The following is a 19,199-nucleotide window of genomic DNA, read 5'->3' as shown; positions in this document are numbered from 1 at the left end:
CGCACATAATAGCAAAATTACCGGCATGCTCACGGCAAACTGTGCCATAATTAGCGCCCTTATTTTTACAAGACACTTTTTCCAAATACACCAGAAACGGAATCCACCAATGTCGCAACTGCCGAACATCATTGCCTATCAGGGCGTCGAAGGCGCCTATTCACATCTGTCCTGCCGTCATGTTTACCCGAACATGACCGCCAAGGCCTGTGGCTCTTTTGTCGATGCAATGTTTATGGTCGAGCGCGGCGAAGCAAAACTGGCGATGATTCCAATGGAAAACTCCACCGCCGGCCGCGTGGAAGAGATCTACCGTTTAATGCCTAAAACCCAGCTGCACATTATCGGCGAACACTACGAGCCGGTGAATCACTGCCTGCTGGGCCTGAAAGGCAGCGACATCAGCCAGCTGAAAACCATCTCTTCCCACCCGCAGGCACTGGCCCAGTGTCACGACAACATCCGTAAACTGGGACTGGAAGAAATTGCCGGGCTGGATACCGCCGGTTCTGCGTTTGAACTGTCACAAAACCCTGTACCAACCCACGCCTCCATCGCGTCCAGCCTGGCTGCAGAACTGTATGATCTGGATGTCCTGCAGGATAACTTTCAGGACGTGGACGGCAACACCACCCGCTTCCTGATTCTGTCCAAAGAACAGGGAATGCCGGCACTGGAAACAGAAAAAACCTACATCACATCACTGATGTTCACCGTGCGTAATATTCCTGCTGCGCTGTACAAAGCCCTTGGCGGCTTTGCCACCAACGGCATCAACATGGTGAAACTGGAAAGCTACATGGGCGGCGGCGCCACCAAAGGTGCCAGCTTCCATCTGGATGTGGAAGGCCACCCGGACGATCGCTTCATGCGCTACGCCCTGCAGGAACTGGACTTCTTCACCAAGGAAGTCCGTAACCTGGGCACCTATGAAGCCCATCCGTTCCGCGCTGAAAACCGGCCACTGCCGGAATAAAATCCAGCTACAAAATATCCAGCCCCTTAAACAGGGGCTTTTTTATACCCTCCTTTACCCCCTTTTTACATCCGCCTCACTAGGCTGTGCCAAAACACAGTCAACTGAGGACAATCAGATGCGCAAAACCATGTTGCTACTGCCGCTACTGGGGGTAGCTGCTGCCGGTGTACAGGCAGAGGAAAATGAATCCAGCTTTGCACTGGGAATCGGCGTTGCCAGCGAAGACAGCATCTATAAGGGTGTTGGTACCGAAACAGAAGCACTCCCTTTTATCAGCTACGAAAACGGCAGCTTTTACATTCAGGGGCCGGAAACCGGTTATTACCTCATCGATAATGATGATTTTAAGATCGGTGCACTGGCCCGTTACCGGGGCGAAGGCTACAAAGCCAGTGACAGCTCGGACCTGAAAGGTATGGATGAGCGCAAAGGTGCCTTCGAACTGGGTGTTACCGCCTCATACGACACCGAGTACGGTGAGTGGTCTGCCACCTTCGCAGCCGATGCCAGCAGTGAACACAAAGGTAATGAAATCGAGCTGGGCTGGGAAAAAAGCTTTCCTGTATCCGCCAAATGGTCGGTCACCCCGGAAGCATCTGTCAGCTACCGCAGCGACGATCTGAACAACTACTATTACGGCGTCAGAACCAGCGAAGCCACCGTGAACCGGGCCGCTTACACCGCTGACGCAGACACCGTATACGAAATTGGCATCAGCGCGATGTATCAGATTGATCAGCAACAAATGATCCGGGTCGGTGCCAGCTACACCAGCTACGGTGATGAAATTGCTGACAGCAGCATTGTTGAAGATGACAAAAGCACCAGCGTAAGCCTGCTGTATATGTACCGTTTCTAAGGTACAGATCAAGTCAATTTCTCCCGACGATATTGCCCGCCTCCGCGGGCTTTTTTATGATGGCCTTTACCCCCGATTCACATTTCCCGGGCCATAATAAGCACGTTAACTTTCCCAGCGGGTAACCATCATGCGTGTACTGATAGTAGAGGATAATCAGGATCTGGCTGCCAACCTGACCGACTATCTGGAGTTGAAAAACTGCATCACAGACTGGGCCGGCAATGGCCGGCAGGCACTGAATCTGACGGAACACGCCACCTATGATGTGATCGTGCTGGATATCATGATGCCCGTACTCAACGGCCTGGATGTGTGCCGTAAACTGCGTGAACAGCACCGGCAAACACCTATTCTGTTTCTGACTGCCAGAGACACACTGGACGACAAAATCGAAGGCTTTGCCGTTGGCGGCGACGACTATCTGGTCAAACCCTTCGCCATGGAAGAACTTTATCTGCGGCTGGACGCCCTCTGTAAACGCCGCCCCCGGCAACAGGCCGACTGCCTGCAGGTAGCCGATCTGATCATGGACCTCACCAGCCAGGAAGTTACCCGGGCAGGGAAGCCACTGAAACTTAACCGTTCCTGCCTGAAACTGTTACAGCATCTGATGCAGCATTCCCCTGAAGTGGTCAGCCGGGAAGATCTCAGCCAAACCCTGTGGGGTAACGATGCACCGGATCAGGACGTACTGCGCAGTCACCTTTACCACCTGCGCACCGCCATCGATAAACCCTTCGATACACAACTGCTCCACACAGTCTACGGCGTGGGTTTCCGCCTCTCTGATACGCCGCCGAAATCATAGTCTGTGATGATAAAACGTCTGAAAACCCGCATGATTCTGATCATTGCAGGCTCCGGTATTCTGCTAGCACTGTGCTACTGGGTTGTACTGTTCAGCTTCCTGCTGCTGCCGGAAGACGTTATCTTTAGCCAACAACTTAACTTTGAACTGCAACGACAGGAAACCTACTACACTCAGCACGGCACCTTTGATCAGCTTCCCACCGGCATGAACCTCTATATAGGAAACCAGATCAACAGCCACCCTGACGCAGAGACTATCATTCAGCTCCCTTCCGGCACGGATGATATCGAATACCTGAACCTGTATATCGCAAAGTCCACTTTCAGGTCAGAACCGCTCTATATTATTTATGACGTTGATCATCAGAACATTGAACTGGCCGGTATCAACCAGTTTAACCAAATGCTACTCCATAGCCTGAACAGCGCAGTCTTTCGGTTCAGCACCCCGAGGATTACTGACAGATGAAAATTAAAAGCCTGAAAACCCGTATGATTCTGGCCTTTTCCGGCTTCAGTATCTTGCTGGCACTGTTCTACTGGCTCCTGCTGGCCTTATTCCTGGTATTTTCAGAAGATACTATTTTTAATCAGCAACTGAGCATTGAGCTGAAACGGCAACAAACCTACTACACACAGCGGGGAAAGTTTGATCAGCTTCCTACCGGGATGAGTATCTACCTGGGAGACGAAATCAACAGCCATCCGGATGCCGACACAATCACTCAGCTGCCCCCCGGCATTGACGAAATTGAAGATCTGAACCTGCATGTAGCCAACACCACCTTTCAGTCTAAACCGCTGTATATCCTCTATAACGTCAGAAATCAGGACATTGATCATGACAGCCTGCACTGGCTTAACCAGATAGGGTTAATTGTCTTTCTGATCGTTTCCGTTACCGGTGTCGGCGTCGGTATTTTTATGGGCCGCCGGACTGCCCGGCCAATACTGCTTCTGGACGCCCGGATTCAGGGTCTGGAAAAAAATGCACAGTTCGGTGAAACCGACAGCTTCGGGCCGGATGAAATCGGCCGGCTGGCCCACTCCTTTGCAGAAGCCTATGACCGCAGCCAGCAGTTTTTAATCCGCGAAAAACGTTTTACCCGTGAAGTCTCACACGAGCTGCGTACCCCCACTGCAGTCATTCGCGGCGCACTTGATATTCTGGAAGTCCAGCCGGATAACCCTGCCGCTCTGCAGCGAATTCGCCGTGCCAACAATAAAACCCAGCAACTGATCGAAACCTTTCTGCTACTGGGCCGGGAAGAGAACCTCAGCCTGTCCGATGAGTTTCTGGACAGCGAATACGTCTGCACCATGCTGGTCGAACAGCATCAGAAAAACACCTCAGTACCTATCTCTTTTGAACTGAAGGAAGACCCGCAACTGCAGATTCTGCCGCCCCTGTTCATGGTGCTGCTCAATAACCTGCTGGAAAACGCCATTCGCCATACTGCTGAAGGTGAAATCCGCATCAGCCTGAACAAACAGCAACTGACGGTCGCCGATACCGGCAGCGGTTTCCCGCCGGAAATGCTGCCACAGCTGGGACAGGCCTATCTGGAAGGCAGCAGCGGACAAGGGCTGGGATTATCCATCGTGGTGAGAATCTGTCAGCAATTCGGCTGGTCAGTGAAAGTGGATTCTGAAACAGGCAAAGGCAGCCAGGTACATATTCAGTTTTCTTAACCGCTTTTTGACCCGCTGACGGATATAACTGTGACATCTGTAACAAACCGACTGAAACCTGATGTCCAGACACACCTATATTCACCGCGCCGGTGTTATCTTAACCACCCTGATTCTGTCAGCCTGCAGCAATCTGCAGCCATATCAGAATGAACGTACCGCTCAGGCACTGGCGGTACCGGCGCAATGGCAGGAATCTGCAACCGCTCCGCAACAGGCTCTGACGAATCAACTGCTGGATCTGATCGGCGACCCCGCGCTCTATAAACTGGTGGCACAAACTCTGGCGGCAAACTACGACCTGCGCCAAACCGCTATCCGCTTAAAGGAACAGCGGCTGGTGAGCCGCAAAGAGGCTGGCGCCACACTGCCAGAACTGAACCTCAATCTGAACTCAGATCGTAAAAAAGATACCGCCACCAGCCATACCCTGTCGCTGGATCTCAGCTGGGAAGCCGATGTCTGGGGGCGGCTAGCCGACCGCAGCCAGGCGGCAGATGCCACCACCGAATCCCTCGAACTGGATTACCGGGCCGCAAAGGACTCACTGGCCGCCCGGACCATTCAGAACTGGCTGGATATTCAGATGCGTGCCCGGATCATTGACACCGAAAGCCAGTGGCTGAACAGCCTGGAAGATACCGAAGGGGTCATCCGGGAACGTTTCCTCAGTGGCCTTGATGGCAGCAACTCGCTGGCGGATCTGGAAGCCGCCCGGGCGAACGCCGCACTGACCCGTGCCAGCCTTGCTGCCCGGCAACAAAGCCAGGCGAATGCATGGCGTCAGTTGGCTGCCCTGCAGGGTAAAACCGGCACTGAAGATCTGATTGCAGCGCTGCCATTGTCAGCAACCGTCCCGTCCATCAGCAATCCCCCTGCCCGGCTACCCGCTGAAGTACTGGCAAACCGGCCAGACCTGCAGGCAGCCCTGCTCAGTATTGACGCTGCTGATGCTCAGGCCAGCGCTACTCACAAGCAACTGTTACCCAGCTTTAACCTCACCGCCAGCCTGAGTAATTCAGCAGGGAATCTGGGGGATCTGTTATCAGGCTCCACCGCCTGGAGCCTACTGGGCCAACTTACTGCCCCGCTGTTCAATGCAGGACGTTTAAAAGCAGACGCAGAGATTGCTGACCTGCAGGCAGAACGCAGCTACCTCAGCTACCAGCAGGCCCTGCTCAATGCCGTTAACGAAGTGGAAACCGCCCTTGGCCAGGAAACCTCACTGGCGGAACAACAAACCCAGTTACAGGCAGCGGTAAAGCATTCTGAAGCCAGCCTTGAGCATTATCAGGCCCGCTACCGCAATGGCCTGAATGACGTTCTGGACCTGCTGACCGCCCAGCAAAATGCCTTTAACAACCGTATCCGGCTTCTTGAGATTCAACAGGCCCGGCTGACCAACCGCATTACGCTGGGGCTGGCACTGGGCATGGGAGTTTAATCATGACACTGAAACAACACCGCAAAACCATTTTATATACGGTCCTCGCGTTCATCACCGTACCCACGGCGCTCGTATACACCAACTATGCTGTCAGCAACCAGCCGGAACCGGTACGGCAGGAACAGGCGATCACGACTCCCCGGGTTACCGTGCTGCCGGTAACAGCCGCCACCTACCGAAGTCAGATTCAGGCATTCGGAGAAGTACAGGCCACCGACCAGATCAGCCTTAAATCTGAAGTCAGCGGCAAAGTGATCTGGCGTAACCCGGCATTTGTCAGCGGCGGGCTGGTAGAAAAAGGTACCGAACTGATCCACATTGACCCGACCGGCTATAAAGCTCTGCTGGCCAGCGCCCGGCAAACACTGGCGGAAGCCAAACTGACACTGCAGCAGGAACAGCGGCAAAAAGAGCAGGCCCTGCAGGATTGGAAACGGGCCGGTATAAGCGAAAAACCCGGTCCCCTGCTGCTGCGTGAACCTCAGCTGGCCGCGGCCAATGCCCGCTACAGCGCGGCAAAAGCAGCCGTCGCCGACGCCCGGCGCAACCTGGCACAAACCCGGCTCAAAGCACCGGCCGACAGCCTGATTACCAAACGGCTGATTGCCACGGGCAGCTACCTGAACCAGGGTGACACCGTTGCCAGCCTGCAAACCAGCAGCCAGGCAGAAGTCCGACTGGCCCTATCCGCCAGCCAGTGGCAACAGTTACCTGCGGATCCCCTGGGAGAAGCCGTTGAGCTCCACAGCCGTGACCTGCCCGGCGTTCGCTGGCAGGGAAACATCGAACGGCTGTCACATAACATTAATGCTAACACCCGGCTGCGCACCCTGACGGTCAGCGTCGAACAGCCCTTCAGTCAGCCACAACCCCTGCTGTTTGGCAGCTTTGTACAGGCTCAGCTTGAAGGCCAGCCGACCCCGGATCTGTTTGCACTGCCAGCCACTGCACTGACCGCCGACGGTTATCTCTGGTACGTCACCAATAACACACTCAAACGGGCTGCCCGTTCAGTGCTGTTCAGTGATGGCGACACGCTATATGTCGCCAGAGGCGAACTGCCGGAACAGATCAGTCTGGTGCGTAAACCTGTATCCGGTTACCTGGCCGGAATGAAAGTACAGGCCGTTAACGACGAAACCATCACCCCTGCGCTGGCCTCAGTCAGCGGGGAGAACCAGCCATGAATGCTTCCGTTTCCGCCAGCAAAGGCTGGGTTGCCTGGTTCACCCGCAATCCGGTAGCTGCCAACCTGCTAATGGTATTTATTCTGGTGATCGGCAGCCTCACCGCCATGAACTTACGGGTAGAAGATTTTCCTTCCCTGCCTCCTAACAGCATCAGCGTCACCGTCAGCTATGACAGCGGCTCCGCCCTGACCAGCGAAGAAGGCGTCACCATCAAGCTGGAAGAAGCCCTTAACGGCGTACCGGGCATTAAACAGATATCCAGCACCTCTGACGGCAGCGGCAGCACACTGACCGTTGAACAGACCAGCGGCTACAACCTGGACACCCTGTATCAGGACGTCAAAAACCGCATCGACAGCATCACCACCCTGCCGGATCAGGCAGAAACGCCGGTGGTCAGCCGCCAGCTGGATATTGAAGACGCACTCAGCGTGCACATTTACGGCAGTGCCGATCAGCAAACCCTGCAAAACACCGCCAAACGCCTGCGGGATCAGTTACTTGCCAACCCGTTCATCGAGGAAGTAGTCACCGGAGGCCGGCAGACACCGGAGATCACCATTCAGGCTGATGAGCAGTTACTGCAGTCTATGGGCCTGAGTCTGAATGATATTGCCACCCGGATCGCTGCCGCCTCAGTCACTGAATCCGGCGGCGAACTCTACAGCGAAAACGGTACCCTGATCGTCAAAGCCGATCAGCCCAAATACTTCCAGCGTGAGTTTGCAAATATCCTGATCAGCGAAACCCGCGACGGTCAGCGAATCACGCTCGGAGACGTCGCCCGGGTATCCGACAGCTACGCCCAGTCAGGCATTATCGCTCGTTATAACGGCCAGCCGGCGGTTGAACTGGCGGTACAGATGTATGGCAGTTCAGACATCATGCAAATCTCTGAAAATGTTAAAACCGAAGTTGCAGCGTTTCAGTCACAGTTGCCGGCCAATGTTCACACCAGCGTCTGGAACGACAGCAGCGTCTACATCACCGAACGGCTGGGGCTGCTGCTGAACAACAGTCTGATGGGCATTGCGCTGGTCATGCTGATGCTCTCCCTGCTGCTGAACGTAAGGGTAGCCTTCTGGGTGGGCGCCGGCCTGCCAGTGATTTTTGCCGGTGCCATGCTGTTGCTCGGACCCAACTTCTACAACCTGAGCCTCAATGAAATCACCACCTTTGGTTTTATTATTGCACTGGGAATTGTCGTGGATGACGCCGTCGTGGTGGGTGAAAGCATCTATGCCGAACGGGAACGGCACGGTGCTAGTATCGAATCTACTATCCGCGGTGCCCAGCGAGTCACCGTCCCTACGGTATTCGGAGTACTGACCACAGTCGCCGCCTTCATGGCCCTGTCACTGGTGGAAGGCCGGCTGGGTAAAATCTTTGCCATGTTCGCCTACGCTGCAGCGTTCTGTCTGATTTTCTCCCTGATCGAATCCAAGCTGATTCTGCCCGCGCACCTGGCCAATTTACGAATGCATTCATCCGGCGGCAAAAACCCGCTGGCAAGAAGCTGGCGCTGGTTACAGAGTAAGATCAGCCAGGGGCTGAACTACTGGATCAGGCACCTGTACCGGCCGTTTATTCATCAGGCGCTGAAACTGCGCTATGCCACCCTGCTTCTGGCCATTACCATCTTTATTCTGGTGATCGGCATGATACTCTCCGGCCAGATTCGCTCAGTATTCTTCCCGGACATTCCCGAGAATACCATTCAGGTCTCCCTGACACTGGAAGACGAAGCCGGCTATGGGCTGGTGCAGTCACAGGCACTGGAAATTGAACAAGCAGGTCAGCTAATCAGCCAACAGCTACAGGACGAATTCCAGCTGGATATGGCGCCGATCCAAAGCCTCGCGCTGCTGACCACCGACACCGGTGCCACCCTGACAGCAGAACTGTCCCCGCTCAGCAGCCGCCCCTTCAGCACCAACCTGATCGCCGAACGCTGGGAAGCGGCGACCCCTGCTCTTGAAGCCGTACGGCGGTTACGCTTCATTACCGATCATGAAGACGAAGCCGACATCAGCATTGACTTACGGGCAACCGACTCCGCCACCCTGCAAACCGCCAGCCGCCAGGTACAACAGGCACTGAGTAACTACGCAGGCGTTTCCGGTGTTCAGAACAGCATGAAAGCCGGCCAGCCTCAGATCGACCTGCAACTGCGTCCGGAAGGTCAGGCGATGGGGCTGACCACCGCCATGCTGGCTCAGCAGATTCAGCAAGCCTATCAGGGCTATGAAGTACAGCGTATTCAGCGTGGCAAAGACGAAGTAAAAGTAAGGGTTCGCTATCCGGACGAACAGCGCCGCAGTGCCGATGACCTCAACCGTGCACATATCCGTACGCCGGAAGGCCAGGCCGTGCCGTTACTGGCAGTTGCGGATATTTCCTCCGGATATGTGGCCCGGGAAATCGAGCGTATCGACCGCAGCCGGGTGGCCGTCATTACCGCCGACCTGAACAAACAGGTCGCCGATGCCAATGACATTCTCGCCGCACTGGAAAGCGAACTGTTTCAGCAACTCCGGCTGGATAACCCCGGCCTGAGCATTGTGCTCAGCGGCGAAGCCCAGGAAGAAGCGGAATCCACCGGCTCACTGGTCATCGCATTTGCAGTTGCCTTGCTGGCAATCTACGCCCTGCTGGCCATTCCGCTGAAGTCCTATACCCAGCCCCTGCTGATCATGACTGCCATTCCCTTCGGCATCATCGGTGCGCTGCTGGGCCTCTGGCTGCACGGTTTATCACTGAGCATTCTGGCGATGTTCGGTATCCTTGCGCTGTCCGGTGTGGTGGTCAACGACAGCCTGCTACTCATCAGCCGCTTTAATGAAAACCGCAGCCTCGGCAAAGGCGTCAAACTGGCTATGATAGAAGCCTGTTGTGGCCGGATGCGGGCCATCATTCTGACCTCGGTTACCACCTATGTGGGTCTGGTTCCCCTGATACTGGACACCTCAGAAAGTGCACAGATTCTGATTCCCGCCGCCGTTGCCATGGGCTATGGTATTCTGTTTGCCACCATGATTACGCTGATACTGATTCCGGCGCTGGTGATGATCAGTGAAGATTTTCGCTTCAGTCAAACCGGCAAGAACAAGGCTGAACAGCCTTTGCCAACCCACCCTCAGATTGCGGAGACAAGCCTATGACACTCAGCACCTTGCTGGTTGAAGATGATCAGGACCTTGCAGACTCCATCTGCGAATACCTGCGTCTGAAATCCGTCAGCGTTGAACACGCAAACAATGGGCCTGAGGGCCTGAGGCTGGCCAGCACTAATCACTACGATGTATTACTGCTGGACCTTATGCTGCCCGGGCTGGACGGCCTCAGTCTGTGTCGGGAACTGCGTAGCCAGGGCATTAAAACCCCGGTTCTGATGCTCACCGCCCGGGATACCCTGGATGATAAAGTAGCCGGCTTCACTGCCGGCAGCGATGACTACCTCGTGAAGCCCTTCGCACTGGAAGAACTGACCGTACGGGTTCACTCACTGGCCCGATGGCACAGTGGCCAGATCCGTACTCTGGAAGTGGGAGACCTCCGGCTGGATCTGGATAACCAGCAAGCCTGGCGACAACAGCAACCCCTGAAGCTCTCCCCTACCGGTTTTATCCTGCTGGAAATTCTGATGCGTGCCAGCCCGGCTATCATCACCCGGGAAGCGCTGGAACAGGCCGTCTGGTCCGATGAACCGCCAGACAGTAACGCCCTGAAAGTCCACCTCTATCACCTGCGCAAACAGGTGGATAAACCTTTCAGCCAGCCACTAATCCACACCCTGCCGGGAAAAGGCTACGCACTGAAACAAAGCGGATAACAAAAAGCGGATAACAACAGGAAGGCTAGCGGGCCAGCTTCAGTTGCCGGCCCAATAACTTCGGCGAACAGCCAAACTGGTCTTTAACGTTTTTGCTGAAATGTGAGGTGCTGGAAAACCCGCAGGCAATGGAAATTTCGGTAATACTCTTGCTGGTTTTCTGTAGCAGCTCTCTTGCCCGATTCAGCCGCAGCTCCATGTAATAACGGGACGGCTGGCTGTCCAGATACTTTCTGAACAGCCGCTCTACCTGCCGGCGGGAAATGCCCAGCAAATCGGAGATCTCCTGCAGGCTCAGCGGCTCTTCAATATTCGACTCCATCAGCAAAATAGCATCCTGCAAACAGGCCGGCATATATACCGACTGACGCCGCTGGGCACCGCGCTGCGTATCACCTGAAGGCCGGGCCGTACACACCAGCTTGTCGGATACCGCTCTAGCCAGTGTCTGACCATGCGCCTCACCAACAAAATGCAGCAATAAATCCTGCACATCACTGCCACCGGCACAACTGAAGCGGTCTTTATCCACTACATATAATTGCGAACTGAGTATCAGACGCGGATACTCCTCCTGCAATGCCGCCAGATACTCCCAGTGGGTAGTGCAGGCATAATCATCCAGCAAACCGGCCCGGGCCAGCGGATAACTGCCTGCCCCGAACGCACCGATTTCCAGACCAAAATGCCCCGCCTGCCGCAGCCAGCGCAGCACCTGCGGATCATCACAATCCAAACCGCCGCATACAATCAGCTTATCCAGCCGCGCTGGATCAAGCCCTTGTATCCCCTGCTGAACCCCAACCTCAAAACCTTCTTCTGACACCACCGCCAGACCGTCCCAGCTGCACAGCGTCCAGCGATACAGCGTCTGCTCTGCCAGCTTATTGGCATGACTCAGCACAGCGACCGCTGCACTCAGACACGCCATCCCCGTACCCGGTAACAGCAAAAAAGCGATTTCCTCTACGCTCTCCGCCACCTGAGGCCCGGTAAGCATATTCATCTCAGCCGCTGTGTTCTCTTTACCAAAAGCAGGCCGTATCACCACCTTAGACTCAACAGGCGGGAAATCACGGTCACGGTAAAGCTGAGGCACATGCAAAGGCAGGGAATTGACTGACGAACTGACAGACGAACTAAAAGACGAACCGGGAAATACAGATTTAGATAGCAGACTCATAGGCGCGGGCCATACAACGGGCAGATTATTATTGTTTGCCGAACTTACCCCGATAATAGCCCTGCCGGCTCTACCCGTAAATTTAATAATTTATATAGAAGCTATGAGAAATTCTGTTAGCCAGAGCTATTCTGATAATCACTGCAACAGAAAGATAAAGATACATAAAGCATTACTTTCTGAGACACAGGTCCACCCTTTCATTGGCGGCAAGCGCTTCCCTGACTCCGATTAAAGCAATAAAGCAGGATTTTGATAAGTGTAATCCTCAGTGCTACACTCAATATCGCATTGACAAGGAGTCAGCTTGAATATTTACAAGGAAAAAGGATTCTCTAGGTGGGCCCGCCACGAAGGTATTAGCGATGAAGAACTGCTAAAAACCATCAAGGAAATGGAAAGCGGTCTGGTGGGTAACAATCTCGGTAGCAACCTCTATAAGAAAAGAATAGCCAGAAAGGGAGAAGGTAAAAGTGGCGGTTACCGCACCCTTATCGGCTGTAAACTGGGAAACACTGCTTTTTATCTTTATGGCTTTCCCAAGAATCATAAAGCCAATATAAGCGCCAAGGAAAAACGGGCACTAAAAGAACTGGCCGCAACGATGCTTGGTATGAGCGACAAAAACCTGCAAAAAGCTCTCTCAAGCGGCGCATATATCGAAATACCAAACAAAGAGGATCAACATAATGGATAAGTCTGTCTTAGATGCCGTCCATGAAAGCGCTAAAGAGTTACATAAGGCCGGCGCGATTGAACAACAAACAATGCGTAAATTCGATGCCCTCTGTCTGCCACCGGTAAAACAGATGAAAGGTGCAGATATCCGTCGTTTACGGGAACGTGAAGGCGTCAGCCAACCGGTTTTTGCTGCCTATCTGAACACCAGCAAAAGCACTGTTAGCAAATGGGAGCGTGACGAAAAAACGCCAATGGGAACAACATTAAAACTCTTAAACATTGTTGAAGCCAAAGGGCTGGAAGTATTAACAGGATAAAACAAAGAACCTTCAAATTCCGGGACAGTGAAAAGCTAACAGGGAGGCTGGGATGCAAACAGAACTGAAGGAATACTATAAAAACCGCGCCACAGAGTTTGATGAAATCTACACCAGGCCTGAACGTCAGCAAGATATCCAGCAACTCACAGCTTTCCTGAAGAACAGCTTAGCCGGTAAACACGTACTGGAAATCGCCTGTGGTACCGGATTCTGGACACAGAAATACAGCACAGATGCAGCAAGCGTATTGGCAACAGACTACAACGAAGCAGTGCTGCAGGTTGCCAGAAGCAAAGACTATTCAAATCCGAATATAGAGTTTGTCGCCGACGATGCCTACAGCCTCAGCAATGTGAGCCAAAAAGCCAACGCCTGTTATGCCGGCTTCTGGCTGTCTCACGTGGAAAAGAACAAACTCAGCCCATTCATACAAACCCTGCACAAGAACCTCGAACCAGGCAGTACCGTTATATTTGCGGATAATCTCTACGTTGAAGGTAACAGTACCCCGATCAGCCGCCAGGATGCAGAGGGCAACACCTACCAAACCCGCACACTGAAAGATGGTACCCGCCACGACATACTTAAAAACTTCATCACTGAAGAGGACTTTCACAGCTTACTCAGTGACAGTGTTAAAAACCTGCACTATAAAAAGCTGGGGCATTTCTGGTATGGATGCTACGAGCTATAAACACCTGTATACGCCAGAGCAGAAACAGAGATTTAGCCAGTTCGCATCTACTCCAATATCTTTATGGTTAGCCTGTACCAGCTACAGTTTTTATTGGTTACCTTCAGATCATCACAACCCCGGTGTAACCCCTCGCAGACATAACAGAATCACTAATACCATCTACAATGATCATTACCTTTAAAAAAGAGTAATAGCGTCAGGTCCGGAATTTTACCGTTCAGCGTCACCTTTGATCACGATTAAAAACCACATAAATGGCTGACTGACAAGACACGCAGAACCCCTTTACGCTCCTGAACTTCCTGATTAAGGGAGCTGCTACACAACATCATTATTAAAATCTAAAGGGGGACTGAAAAATGCGTCACTCACTGATTATATGCATATTAATGTCTTTCTCTGGCGCTGCGCTGGCAACACCGGATCTCAATGAAGCCGCTGATGACGTCTGTGCTTGTATGGAAGCACCCTACGCACAGATCGAACAGGCCATGGAAATGTTGAATGCCGCTCAGGCTTCAGGAGATACCAGTGCACTTATCGCAGCCCAGGGTGAAATGCTGGGCGTCATCAACGCTGCCAGCCAGTGCTTTAATGAATTGTCGGTAAAATATCCGGAAATCAGCCAGAGCCAGGATTTGCAGCAACAGGTTATGGCGATAGCTGATGATCAGTGCCCGAATCCGGCCGATGCGATGTTTTCGAATCAGTAAACCTGCAGAGGCCACTGTTTCCAACCTGAACCTGGCGTTTTTTACGCCGAAACGATGGAAAAAATATCATGGAAGAAAACAGATTTTTCAAACTGGTCTGGCGTTTTAACGGGCTGATCATCTCCGTTGCCGGAGTACTTGCCATCGGTATGCTGATTTTTTTCAGCTACAAACTTCTGACAACATTAACCCGCGAAAGAAACACCAGAAACACTGTCAACATTGAAGAAAATACAGAAATTCGAGAAAACTGGCGCCTGGGAACAATTTTAGCAGTCGACAATGCCAAAACACTGATCATTCCCCTTCATTCAAACCAGCGGTTCGAAGGCTCTTATTACAATAAAGCAGCGAGTTCCACGAGAAATTACCTGTTCATTAATACGGATACGTTTAAGGAAAAGTGGCTGTTTGATCACACCAACTACTTAATCGAACGCAGTGACAGACTTAAGCAGGGTGATCGCAATTCAAAGGAACCGGTGATAGCGATCTTATATCAACTGGTGAAGTTAGATTCCGATCAGGATAACCGCTTATCCGCGGCAGATTTATCAACAATTGCAATTACACGTCCTGATGGCTCCGATTACAAAGAGCTGATAACTGAGGTTCAATCAATCACCAATCATATAGTGTTGAATGAAACGGAGTTATTCCTTTTTTATAAGAAAGATAACGCTTCATACTCTGCCATCATCAACCTGAAAAAAGGCCAGGTAATGAAAACAAATCAGGTGCCGGCAATCGGCTCAGAGAGGCGGATATGACTGAATCAAACCGAAAAATATACATCTGAAAAACTGAACACTTTACTCAGATTAATCTGATGCTACTGAAAAGGCTGAACTACCCATACCGAAATTAGCCACAGCCTCAATCAGGACAGACCTAAACAACATATTTTAACGTTGGGCACCACAACCGGATATCCGCTCAACACAAGGACAAGGAGTGTCCCCCATGCATTGTTACAACTTCCCCCGGGTAACCTTTACCCTTCGCCACACTGATAACCCGGCATTTTTGCCACCTTTAACCCGGCCGTACTGCACCCCGAATGTCAGCTGGTTCCCGTTGATAGCGCAAGTGGGCAGGTCAGATTCTGCTGATCTATTTCAGGTCCTGTCACACCCAGTCAGCAGGGAGTGTGCAGCATGAGAACCACAGCGATTATTCTCTTCACCTTACTGCTTTCAGCCTGCAGCAATGAAGAAATTTATACTCAGATTCAGGAAGGTAACCGCTGGGATTGCCGTGATCTGCCAACAACCGCAATGAAAGACTGCCTTCGGGAAAATAACCTGCCCTATGACGTGTACGAGAGCACCCGAAAGCAAAAATAAGTCAGCACCACTGTATATAACCAAAGCGGATATCAGAGATGAAAACACTAAAAGAAAGACAGGTTATCCGCAGTCTTCATACAGCCAAAAAAAATGCTTACCCGCCCCAGGTAGGCGGGTAAGCATTGAACAGTTGTTCAAAAGCATGAACACTGCACAGCGGTGCCGGGCAAACTACCCGCTGTGCAGTGATTTTCACTCAGGCAGCATTACTGCCTGTTAAGCTGTTAAATCAGCTTGCGGATCAGTTCTTAGCGACCTTCGCAGCATCCTTCCAGCTTTGCAGCAGGTCGTCGTATGCAACGGTTTCGCCCTGAGGCTTCTCGTTAGCCAGCTTGGCTTTCGGAGCACCCGGCTTGGCCAGCCATTCCTGAGGATCAACCTTAGGATTCAGCTTAGGACCACACTCGCCCTGAACACCGGCACGCTCCAGACGCTTGAGGACTTTGTCCTGTGCAGCCGCCAGACCATCTAGTGCTTTCTGCGGAGTTTTCTCGCCGTTTGCCGCTTCAGCAATGTACTGCCACCACAGCTGCGCCAGTTTCGGATAATCCGGTACGTTGGTGCCGGTTGGCGTCCACTGAGTACGTGCAGGGCTGCGGTAGAATTCCACCAGACCACCCAGCTTAGGCGCTGCGTCGGTCATTGCCTGAGAATTGATATCCGACTCACGGATCGGCGTCAGGCCAACCAGGGTCTTCTTCAGGGAAACAGTCTTGGACACGGTGAACTGTGCGTACAGCCACGCCGCCAGACGACGGTCATCCGGGGTAGACTTCATGAAAGTCCAGGAACCGGTGTCCTGATAACCCAGCTTCATGCCTTCTTCCCAGTAAGGGCCCTTAGGAGAAGGTGCCATGCGCCATTTCGGCGTACCGTCTTCGTTTACAACCGGCAGGCCGTCTTCAATCATGCTGGCGGTAAATGCGGTGTACCAGAAGATCTGCTGAGCAACCGCGCCCTGTGCAGGAACAGGACCCGCTTCAGAGAAGGTCATGCCCTGTGCCTGTGGTGGCGCATAGTCACGCAGCCAGTCCACATACTTGGTGGTGGCATAGACAGCCGCCGGACCGTTGGTCGCACCGCCGCGGGAAACACTTGCACCCACTGGCTGACAGCCTTCTACACGAATACCCCACTCATCAACAGGCAGGCCGTTTGGCAGGCTCTTGTCGCCAGCACCGGCCATGGAGAACCAGGCATCGGTGAAACGCCAGCCCAGTGACGGATCTTTTTTACCGTAATCCATGTGGCCATAAACGCGCTGGCCATCGATTTCTTTCACATGCTTGGAGAAGAACTCAGCAATGTCTTCATAGGCAGACCAGTTCTTCGGTACACCCAGCTCATAGCCGTAGATGTCTTTAAACTGCTTTTTGAGGTCGTCACGGGCGAACCAGTCAGCACGGAACCAGTACAGGTTGGCGAACTGCTGATCCGGCAGCTGATACAGCTTACCGTCCGGGCCGGTGGTGAAATCCAGACCGATAAAGTCCTGCAGATCCAGTGTTGGCAGAGTGTAATCCTTACCGTCACCTTCCATCATGTCGGAAACAGGGAATACTTTACCGTAACGGAAGTGCGTACCGATCAGGTCGGAGTCGTTGATGTAGGCATCGTAAATATTACGGTCAGACTGCATCTGTGTCTGCAGTTTCTCAACCACATCACCTTCCTGAATCAGGTCGTGAACAACCTTGATACCGGTCAGTTCAGTAAAGGCTTTCGCTAAAACCTTGGACTCATACTCATGGGTCGCAATGGTTTCTGAGGCGACGTTAATCGTCATACCACGGAAAGGTTCGGCTGCTTTCGCAAACCAAGCCAGCTCTTCCAGCTGTTGCTCCTTGGTTAAGGTGGACTGGCCAAACTCTTCAGCTACCCACTTTTGCGCTGCATCACTGTACTGATCAGCCTGCGCCACTCCCATGGTGGCCATGGAAATCGCTGCGCTTAACAGCAGTCGCTTCGGCCAGTTATTATTTTTTTTCATGATCAACCTCATAAATGAAGATTGTGGTTTAGGAAAGCCAGCGGCTGAATCCCAAGCTCAGCCGCCCTTTCCTGTATTTACCGGTTCACCTTTAACTGCTCAGTTACCGGTGCGTCTTTCCCCTAACTTACTTTCTTACTCCGTGAAGCCGGTTCCGCCCTGCACGGCGGCAGAGCGCTGAACCCTTCACTCAACATCCCTACAGAGATGAATTACCCCCAGCGCATGACTATAAACAGCCACACACAGGAAATGCCTAACGCTATCCAGAGGGTCATTTCCGTTAACCCGACGTATAGCAAATGAATATATGCACTGGTCAGCAGACCAATGAACAGCCGGTCACCCCGTGAGGTCTCGATCGGCAAAAAGCCTTTACGCTCCACACAGGGAGACTTGATTTCGTATACCGTCATTGCCACTAAAATCGCCGCAATGGTGGCGAAGAAAATCGCCGTCGGCAGAGTCCATGCCATCCAACCCATAACAGACCCTCCTCTTATACCCGGCCCAGGGCGAAGCCCCAGGTAATATGAGTAACATGGTTACGGACAAACCAGCTCATCCGCAGCCCGGCGCCACCAAACACAAAAGTCCGGTTACGTTTTATGGTCATAATGCTCTCCATCATCCGACTCCTTATACCCGGCCCAGGGCGAAGCCCTTGGCCACATGGTTACGGACAAACCAGATCACCAACAGCCCTGGAATGATGGTCAGTACACCGGCTGCCGCCAGTACCCCCCAGTCGATCCCCGACGCCCCGATAGTCCGGGTCATGATGGCGCTGATCGGCTTAGCCTCAACAGAGGTCAGCGTTCTTGCCAGCAACAGTTCTACCCAGGAGAACATGAAGGCGAAGAAGGCCGTCACCCCGATACCAGAACGGATCAGCGGCAGGAAAATCTTGATAAAGAAACGGTGGAAGCTGTAACCATCGATATAGGCGGTTTCATCAATCTCCCGCGGTACGCCGGACATGAAACCTTCCAGAATCCATACCGCCAATGGCACGTTAAATAAGCAGTGCGCCAGCGCCACCGCCAGATGGGTATCAAACAACCCAACGGAAGAGTAAAGCTGGAAGAACGGCAGCAGGAATACCGCTGGCGGTGCCATACGGTTAGTCAGAAGCCAGAAAAACAATTGCTTGTCGCCGGCAAACTTATAACGGCTGAAGGCATAGGCCGCCGGTAAAGCCACCATCAGTGTGATGATCACGTTCAGGGACACATAGGCCATGGAGTTCACATAACCCATGTACCAGCTCGGATCACTGAAGATCACCGCATAGTTATCCAGGGTGAAATCCTTCGGCCAGAACGTCAGCTCACCGAGAATTTCCGCATTGCTTTTGAACGACATGTTCAGCAACCAGTAAATCGGCAGTAACACGAAGAAGATATAGGCACTGATACCCAGCTTCTTTTTAAGACTGTAATGCATTCTGCTAT

Annotated in this window: 20 protein-coding genes; 16 read left to right on the top strand and 4 right to left on the bottom strand. The window is 52.7% G+C overall.

The window, feature by feature from the left end:
- The first annotated feature begins 109 nt into the window (after positions 1 to 109).
- The 9 genes from JYB63_RS12660 (at position 110) to JYB63_RS12620 (ending at position 10,812) form a co-directional block, all read left to right on the top strand.
- Positions 110 to 976, top strand: coding sequence for a prephenate dehydratase (locus tag JYB63_RS12660; protein WP_205658209.1), 867 nt, complete (start codon positions 110 to 112; stop codon positions 974 to 976).
- A gap of 118 nt (positions 977 to 1,094) precedes the next feature.
- Entirely contained in the window at positions 1,095 to 1,838 is a 744-nt protein-coding gene (locus tag JYB63_RS12655) for a MipA/OmpV family protein (protein ID WP_205658208.1), read from the top strand.
- Between the two features lie 130 nt (positions 1,839 to 1,968).
- Positions 1,969 to 2,649, top strand: a complete 681-nt coding sequence (locus JYB63_RS12650) for a response regulator transcription factor (protein ID WP_205658207.1) — start codon at positions 1,969 to 1,971, stop codon at positions 2,647 to 2,649.
- Positions 2,650 to 2,652: 3 nt separating this feature from the next.
- On the top strand, positions 2,653 to 3,120 hold the full coding sequence (locus JYB63_RS12645) for a hypothetical protein (protein WP_205658206.1): 468 nt from the start codon (positions 2,653 to 2,655) through the stop codon (positions 3,118 to 3,120).
- A complete protein-coding gene (locus JYB63_RS12640) occupies positions 3,117 to 4,343 on the top strand; it encodes a sensor histidine kinase (protein ID WP_205658205.1) in 1,227 nt (408 codons plus the stop codon). Before JYB63_RS12645 ends, JYB63_RS12640 begins: the two co-directional genes overlap by 4 nt.
- Positions 4,344 to 4,404: 61 nt before the next feature.
- On the top strand, positions 4,405 to 5,787 hold the full coding sequence (locus JYB63_RS12635) for an efflux transporter outer membrane subunit (RefSeq protein WP_205658204.1): 1,383 nt from the start codon (positions 4,405 to 4,407) through the stop codon (positions 5,785 to 5,787).
- Positions 5,788 to 5,789: 2 nt separating this feature from the next.
- The gene (locus tag JYB63_RS12630) at positions 5,790 to 6,977 is read left to right on the top strand and encodes an efflux RND transporter periplasmic adaptor subunit (RefSeq protein WP_205658203.1); all 1,188 of its coding nucleotides are present in this window, start codon (positions 5,790 to 5,792) and stop codon (positions 6,975 to 6,977) included.
- Positions 6,974 to 10,141: an efflux RND transporter permease subunit gene (locus tag JYB63_RS12625; protein ID WP_205658202.1), complete on the top strand. Its 3,168-nt coding sequence runs from the start codon at positions 6,974 to 6,976 to the stop codon at positions 10,139 to 10,141. The genes JYB63_RS12630 and JYB63_RS12625 overlap by 4 nt, the downstream gene beginning before the upstream one ends.
- Positions 10,138 to 10,812, top strand: a complete 675-nt coding sequence (locus JYB63_RS12620; protein WP_205658201.1) for a response regulator transcription factor — start codon at positions 10,138 to 10,140, stop codon at positions 10,810 to 10,812. The genes JYB63_RS12625 and JYB63_RS12620 overlap by 4 nt, the downstream gene beginning before the upstream one ends.
- A 25-nt stretch (positions 10,813 to 10,837) precedes the next feature.
- On the opposite strand, the gene JYB63_RS12615 is transcribed toward JYB63_RS12620, so the two are convergent.
- The gene (locus tag JYB63_RS12615) at positions 10,838 to 11,818 is read right to left on the bottom strand and encodes a GlxA family transcriptional regulator (RefSeq protein ID WP_205658200.1); all 981 of its coding nucleotides are present in this window, start codon (positions 11,816 to 11,818) and stop codon (positions 10,838 to 10,840) included.
- 109 nt (positions 11,819 to 11,927) lie between these two features.
- Here JYB63_RS12615 and JYB63_RS12610 point away from each other — a divergent pair, with 109 nt between their 5' ends.
- The 7 genes from JYB63_RS12610 (at position 11,928) to JYB63_RS12580 (ending at position 15,752) form a co-directional block, all read left to right on the top strand.
- Positions 11,928 to 12,230, top strand: coding sequence for a hypothetical protein (locus JYB63_RS12610; protein WP_205658199.1), 303 nt, complete (start codon positions 11,928 to 11,930; stop codon positions 12,228 to 12,230).
- 72 nt (positions 12,231 to 12,302) lie between these two features.
- Positions 12,303 to 12,692 carry a type II toxin-antitoxin system RelE/ParE family toxin gene (locus JYB63_RS12605; protein WP_205658198.1) on the top strand — a complete coding sequence of 130 codons (390 nt, stop codon included), beginning with the start codon at positions 12,303 to 12,305 and terminating at the stop codon, positions 12,690 to 12,692.
- Complete coding sequence (locus JYB63_RS12600) at positions 12,685 to 12,993, top strand: helix-turn-helix domain-containing protein (RefSeq protein WP_205658197.1); 309 nt, start codon at positions 12,685 to 12,687, stop codon at positions 12,991 to 12,993. The genes JYB63_RS12605 and JYB63_RS12600 overlap by 8 nt, the downstream gene beginning before the upstream one ends.
- Positions 12,994 to 13,045: 52 nt before the next feature.
- On the top strand, positions 13,046 to 13,690 hold the full coding sequence (locus tag JYB63_RS12595) for a class I SAM-dependent methyltransferase (RefSeq protein ID WP_205658196.1): 645 nt from the start codon (positions 13,046 to 13,048) through the stop codon (positions 13,688 to 13,690).
- Between the two features lie 392 nt (positions 13,691 to 14,082).
- On the top strand, positions 14,083 to 14,406 hold the full coding sequence (locus JYB63_RS12590) for a hypothetical protein (protein WP_205658195.1): 324 nt from the start codon (positions 14,083 to 14,085) through the stop codon (positions 14,404 to 14,406).
- Positions 14,407 to 14,474: 68 nt separating this feature from the next.
- Positions 14,475 to 15,176, top strand: coding sequence for a hypothetical protein (locus JYB63_RS12585; RefSeq protein ID WP_205658194.1), 702 nt, complete (start codon positions 14,475 to 14,477; stop codon positions 15,174 to 15,176).
- Positions 15,177 to 15,563: 387 nt separating this feature from the next.
- On the top strand, positions 15,564 to 15,752 hold the full coding sequence (locus JYB63_RS12580; protein WP_205658193.1) for a hypothetical protein: 189 nt from the start codon (positions 15,564 to 15,566) through the stop codon (positions 15,750 to 15,752).
- A 244-nt stretch (positions 15,753 to 15,996) separates the two neighbouring features.
- On the opposite strand, the gene JYB63_RS12575 is transcribed toward JYB63_RS12580, so the two are convergent.
- From JYB63_RS12575 to JYB63_RS12565, 3 genes are all read right to left on the bottom strand, one after another.
- Entirely contained in the window at positions 15,997 to 17,691 is a 1,695-nt protein-coding gene (locus JYB63_RS12575) for an ABC transporter substrate-binding protein (RefSeq protein WP_374730437.1), read from the bottom strand.
- 266 nt (positions 17,692 to 17,957) lie between these two features.
- Positions 17,958 to 18,230: a DUF2160 domain-containing protein gene (locus tag JYB63_RS12570; RefSeq protein WP_205658191.1), complete on the bottom strand. Its 273-nt coding sequence runs from the start codon at positions 18,228 to 18,230 to the stop codon at positions 17,958 to 17,960.
- 154 nt (positions 18,231 to 18,384) lie between these two features.
- Positions 18,385 to 19,191, bottom strand: a complete 807-nt coding sequence (locus tag JYB63_RS12565) for a carbohydrate ABC transporter permease (protein ID WP_205658190.1) — start codon at positions 19,189 to 19,191, stop codon at positions 18,385 to 18,387.
- Between the last annotated feature and the right edge of the window lie 8 nt (positions 19,192 to 19,199).

Source organism: Aliamphritea spongicola (assembly GCF_017051665.1).
Taxonomy (GTDB): Bacteria; Pseudomonadota; Gammaproteobacteria; order Pseudomonadales; family Balneatricaceae; genus Amphritea; species Amphritea spongicola.
This window is presented reverse-complemented; position numbering and strand designations above follow the sequence as displayed.

Bases quoted from the DNA above. Each gene is read 5' to 3' on its own strand.
- JYB63_RS12650 (WP_205658207.1), top strand. From the start codon at position 1,969: ATGCGTGTACTGATAGTAGAGGATAATCAGGATCTGGCTGCCAACCTG.
- JYB63_RS12585 (WP_205658194.1), top strand. From the start codon at position 14,475: ATGGAAGAAAACAGATTTTTCAAACTGGTCTGGCGTTTTAACGGGCTG.
- JYB63_RS12630 (WP_205658203.1), top strand. From the start codon at position 5,790: ATGACACTGAAACAACACCGCAAAACCATTTTATATACGGTCCTCGCG.
- JYB63_RS12640 (WP_205658205.1), top strand. From the start codon at position 3,117: ATGAAAATTAAAAGCCTGAAAACCCGTATGATTCTGGCCTTTTCCGGC.
- JYB63_RS12625 (WP_205658202.1), top strand. From the start codon at position 6,974: ATGAATGCTTCCGTTTCCGCCAGCAAAGGCTGGGTTGCCTGGTTCACC.
- JYB63_RS12615 (WP_205658200.1), bottom strand. From the start codon at position 11,818: ATGAATATGCTTACCGGGCCTCAGGTGGCGGAGAGCGTAGAGGAAATC.
- JYB63_RS12620 (WP_205658201.1), top strand. From the start codon at position 10,138: ATGACACTCAGCACCTTGCTGGTTGAAGATGATCAGGACCTTGCAGAC.
- JYB63_RS12590 (WP_205658195.1), top strand. From the start codon at position 14,083: ATGTCTTTCTCTGGCGCTGCGCTGGCAACACCGGATCTCAATGAAGCC.
- JYB63_RS12600 (WP_205658197.1), top strand. From the start codon at position 12,685: ATGGATAAGTCTGTCTTAGATGCCGTCCATGAAAGCGCTAAAGAGTTA.
- JYB63_RS12655 (WP_205658208.1), top strand. From the start codon at position 1,095: ATGCGCAAAACCATGTTGCTACTGCCGCTACTGGGGGTAGCTGCTGCC.
- JYB63_RS12635 (WP_205658204.1), top strand. From the start codon at position 4,405: ATGTCCAGACACACCTATATTCACCGCGCCGGTGTTATCTTAACCACC.
- JYB63_RS12575 (WP_374730437.1), bottom strand. From the start codon at position 17,691: ATGGCCACCATGGGAGTGGCGCAGGCTGATCAGTACAGTGATGCAGCG.
- JYB63_RS12580 (WP_205658193.1), top strand. From the start codon at position 15,564: ATGAGAACCACAGCGATTATTCTCTTCACCTTACTGCTTTCAGCCTGC.
- JYB63_RS12565 (WP_205658190.1), bottom strand. From the start codon at position 19,191: ATGCATTACAGTCTTAAAAAGAAGCTGGGTATCAGTGCCTATATCTTC.
- JYB63_RS12660 (WP_205658209.1), top strand. From the start codon at position 110: ATGTCGCAACTGCCGAACATCATTGCCTATCAGGGCGTCGAAGGCGCC.
- JYB63_RS12570 (WP_205658191.1), bottom strand. From the start codon at position 18,230: ATGGGTTGGATGGCATGGACTCTGCCGACGGCGATTTTCTTCGCCACC.
- JYB63_RS12595 (WP_205658196.1), top strand. From the start codon at position 13,046: ATGCAAACAGAACTGAAGGAATACTATAAAAACCGCGCCACAGAGTTT.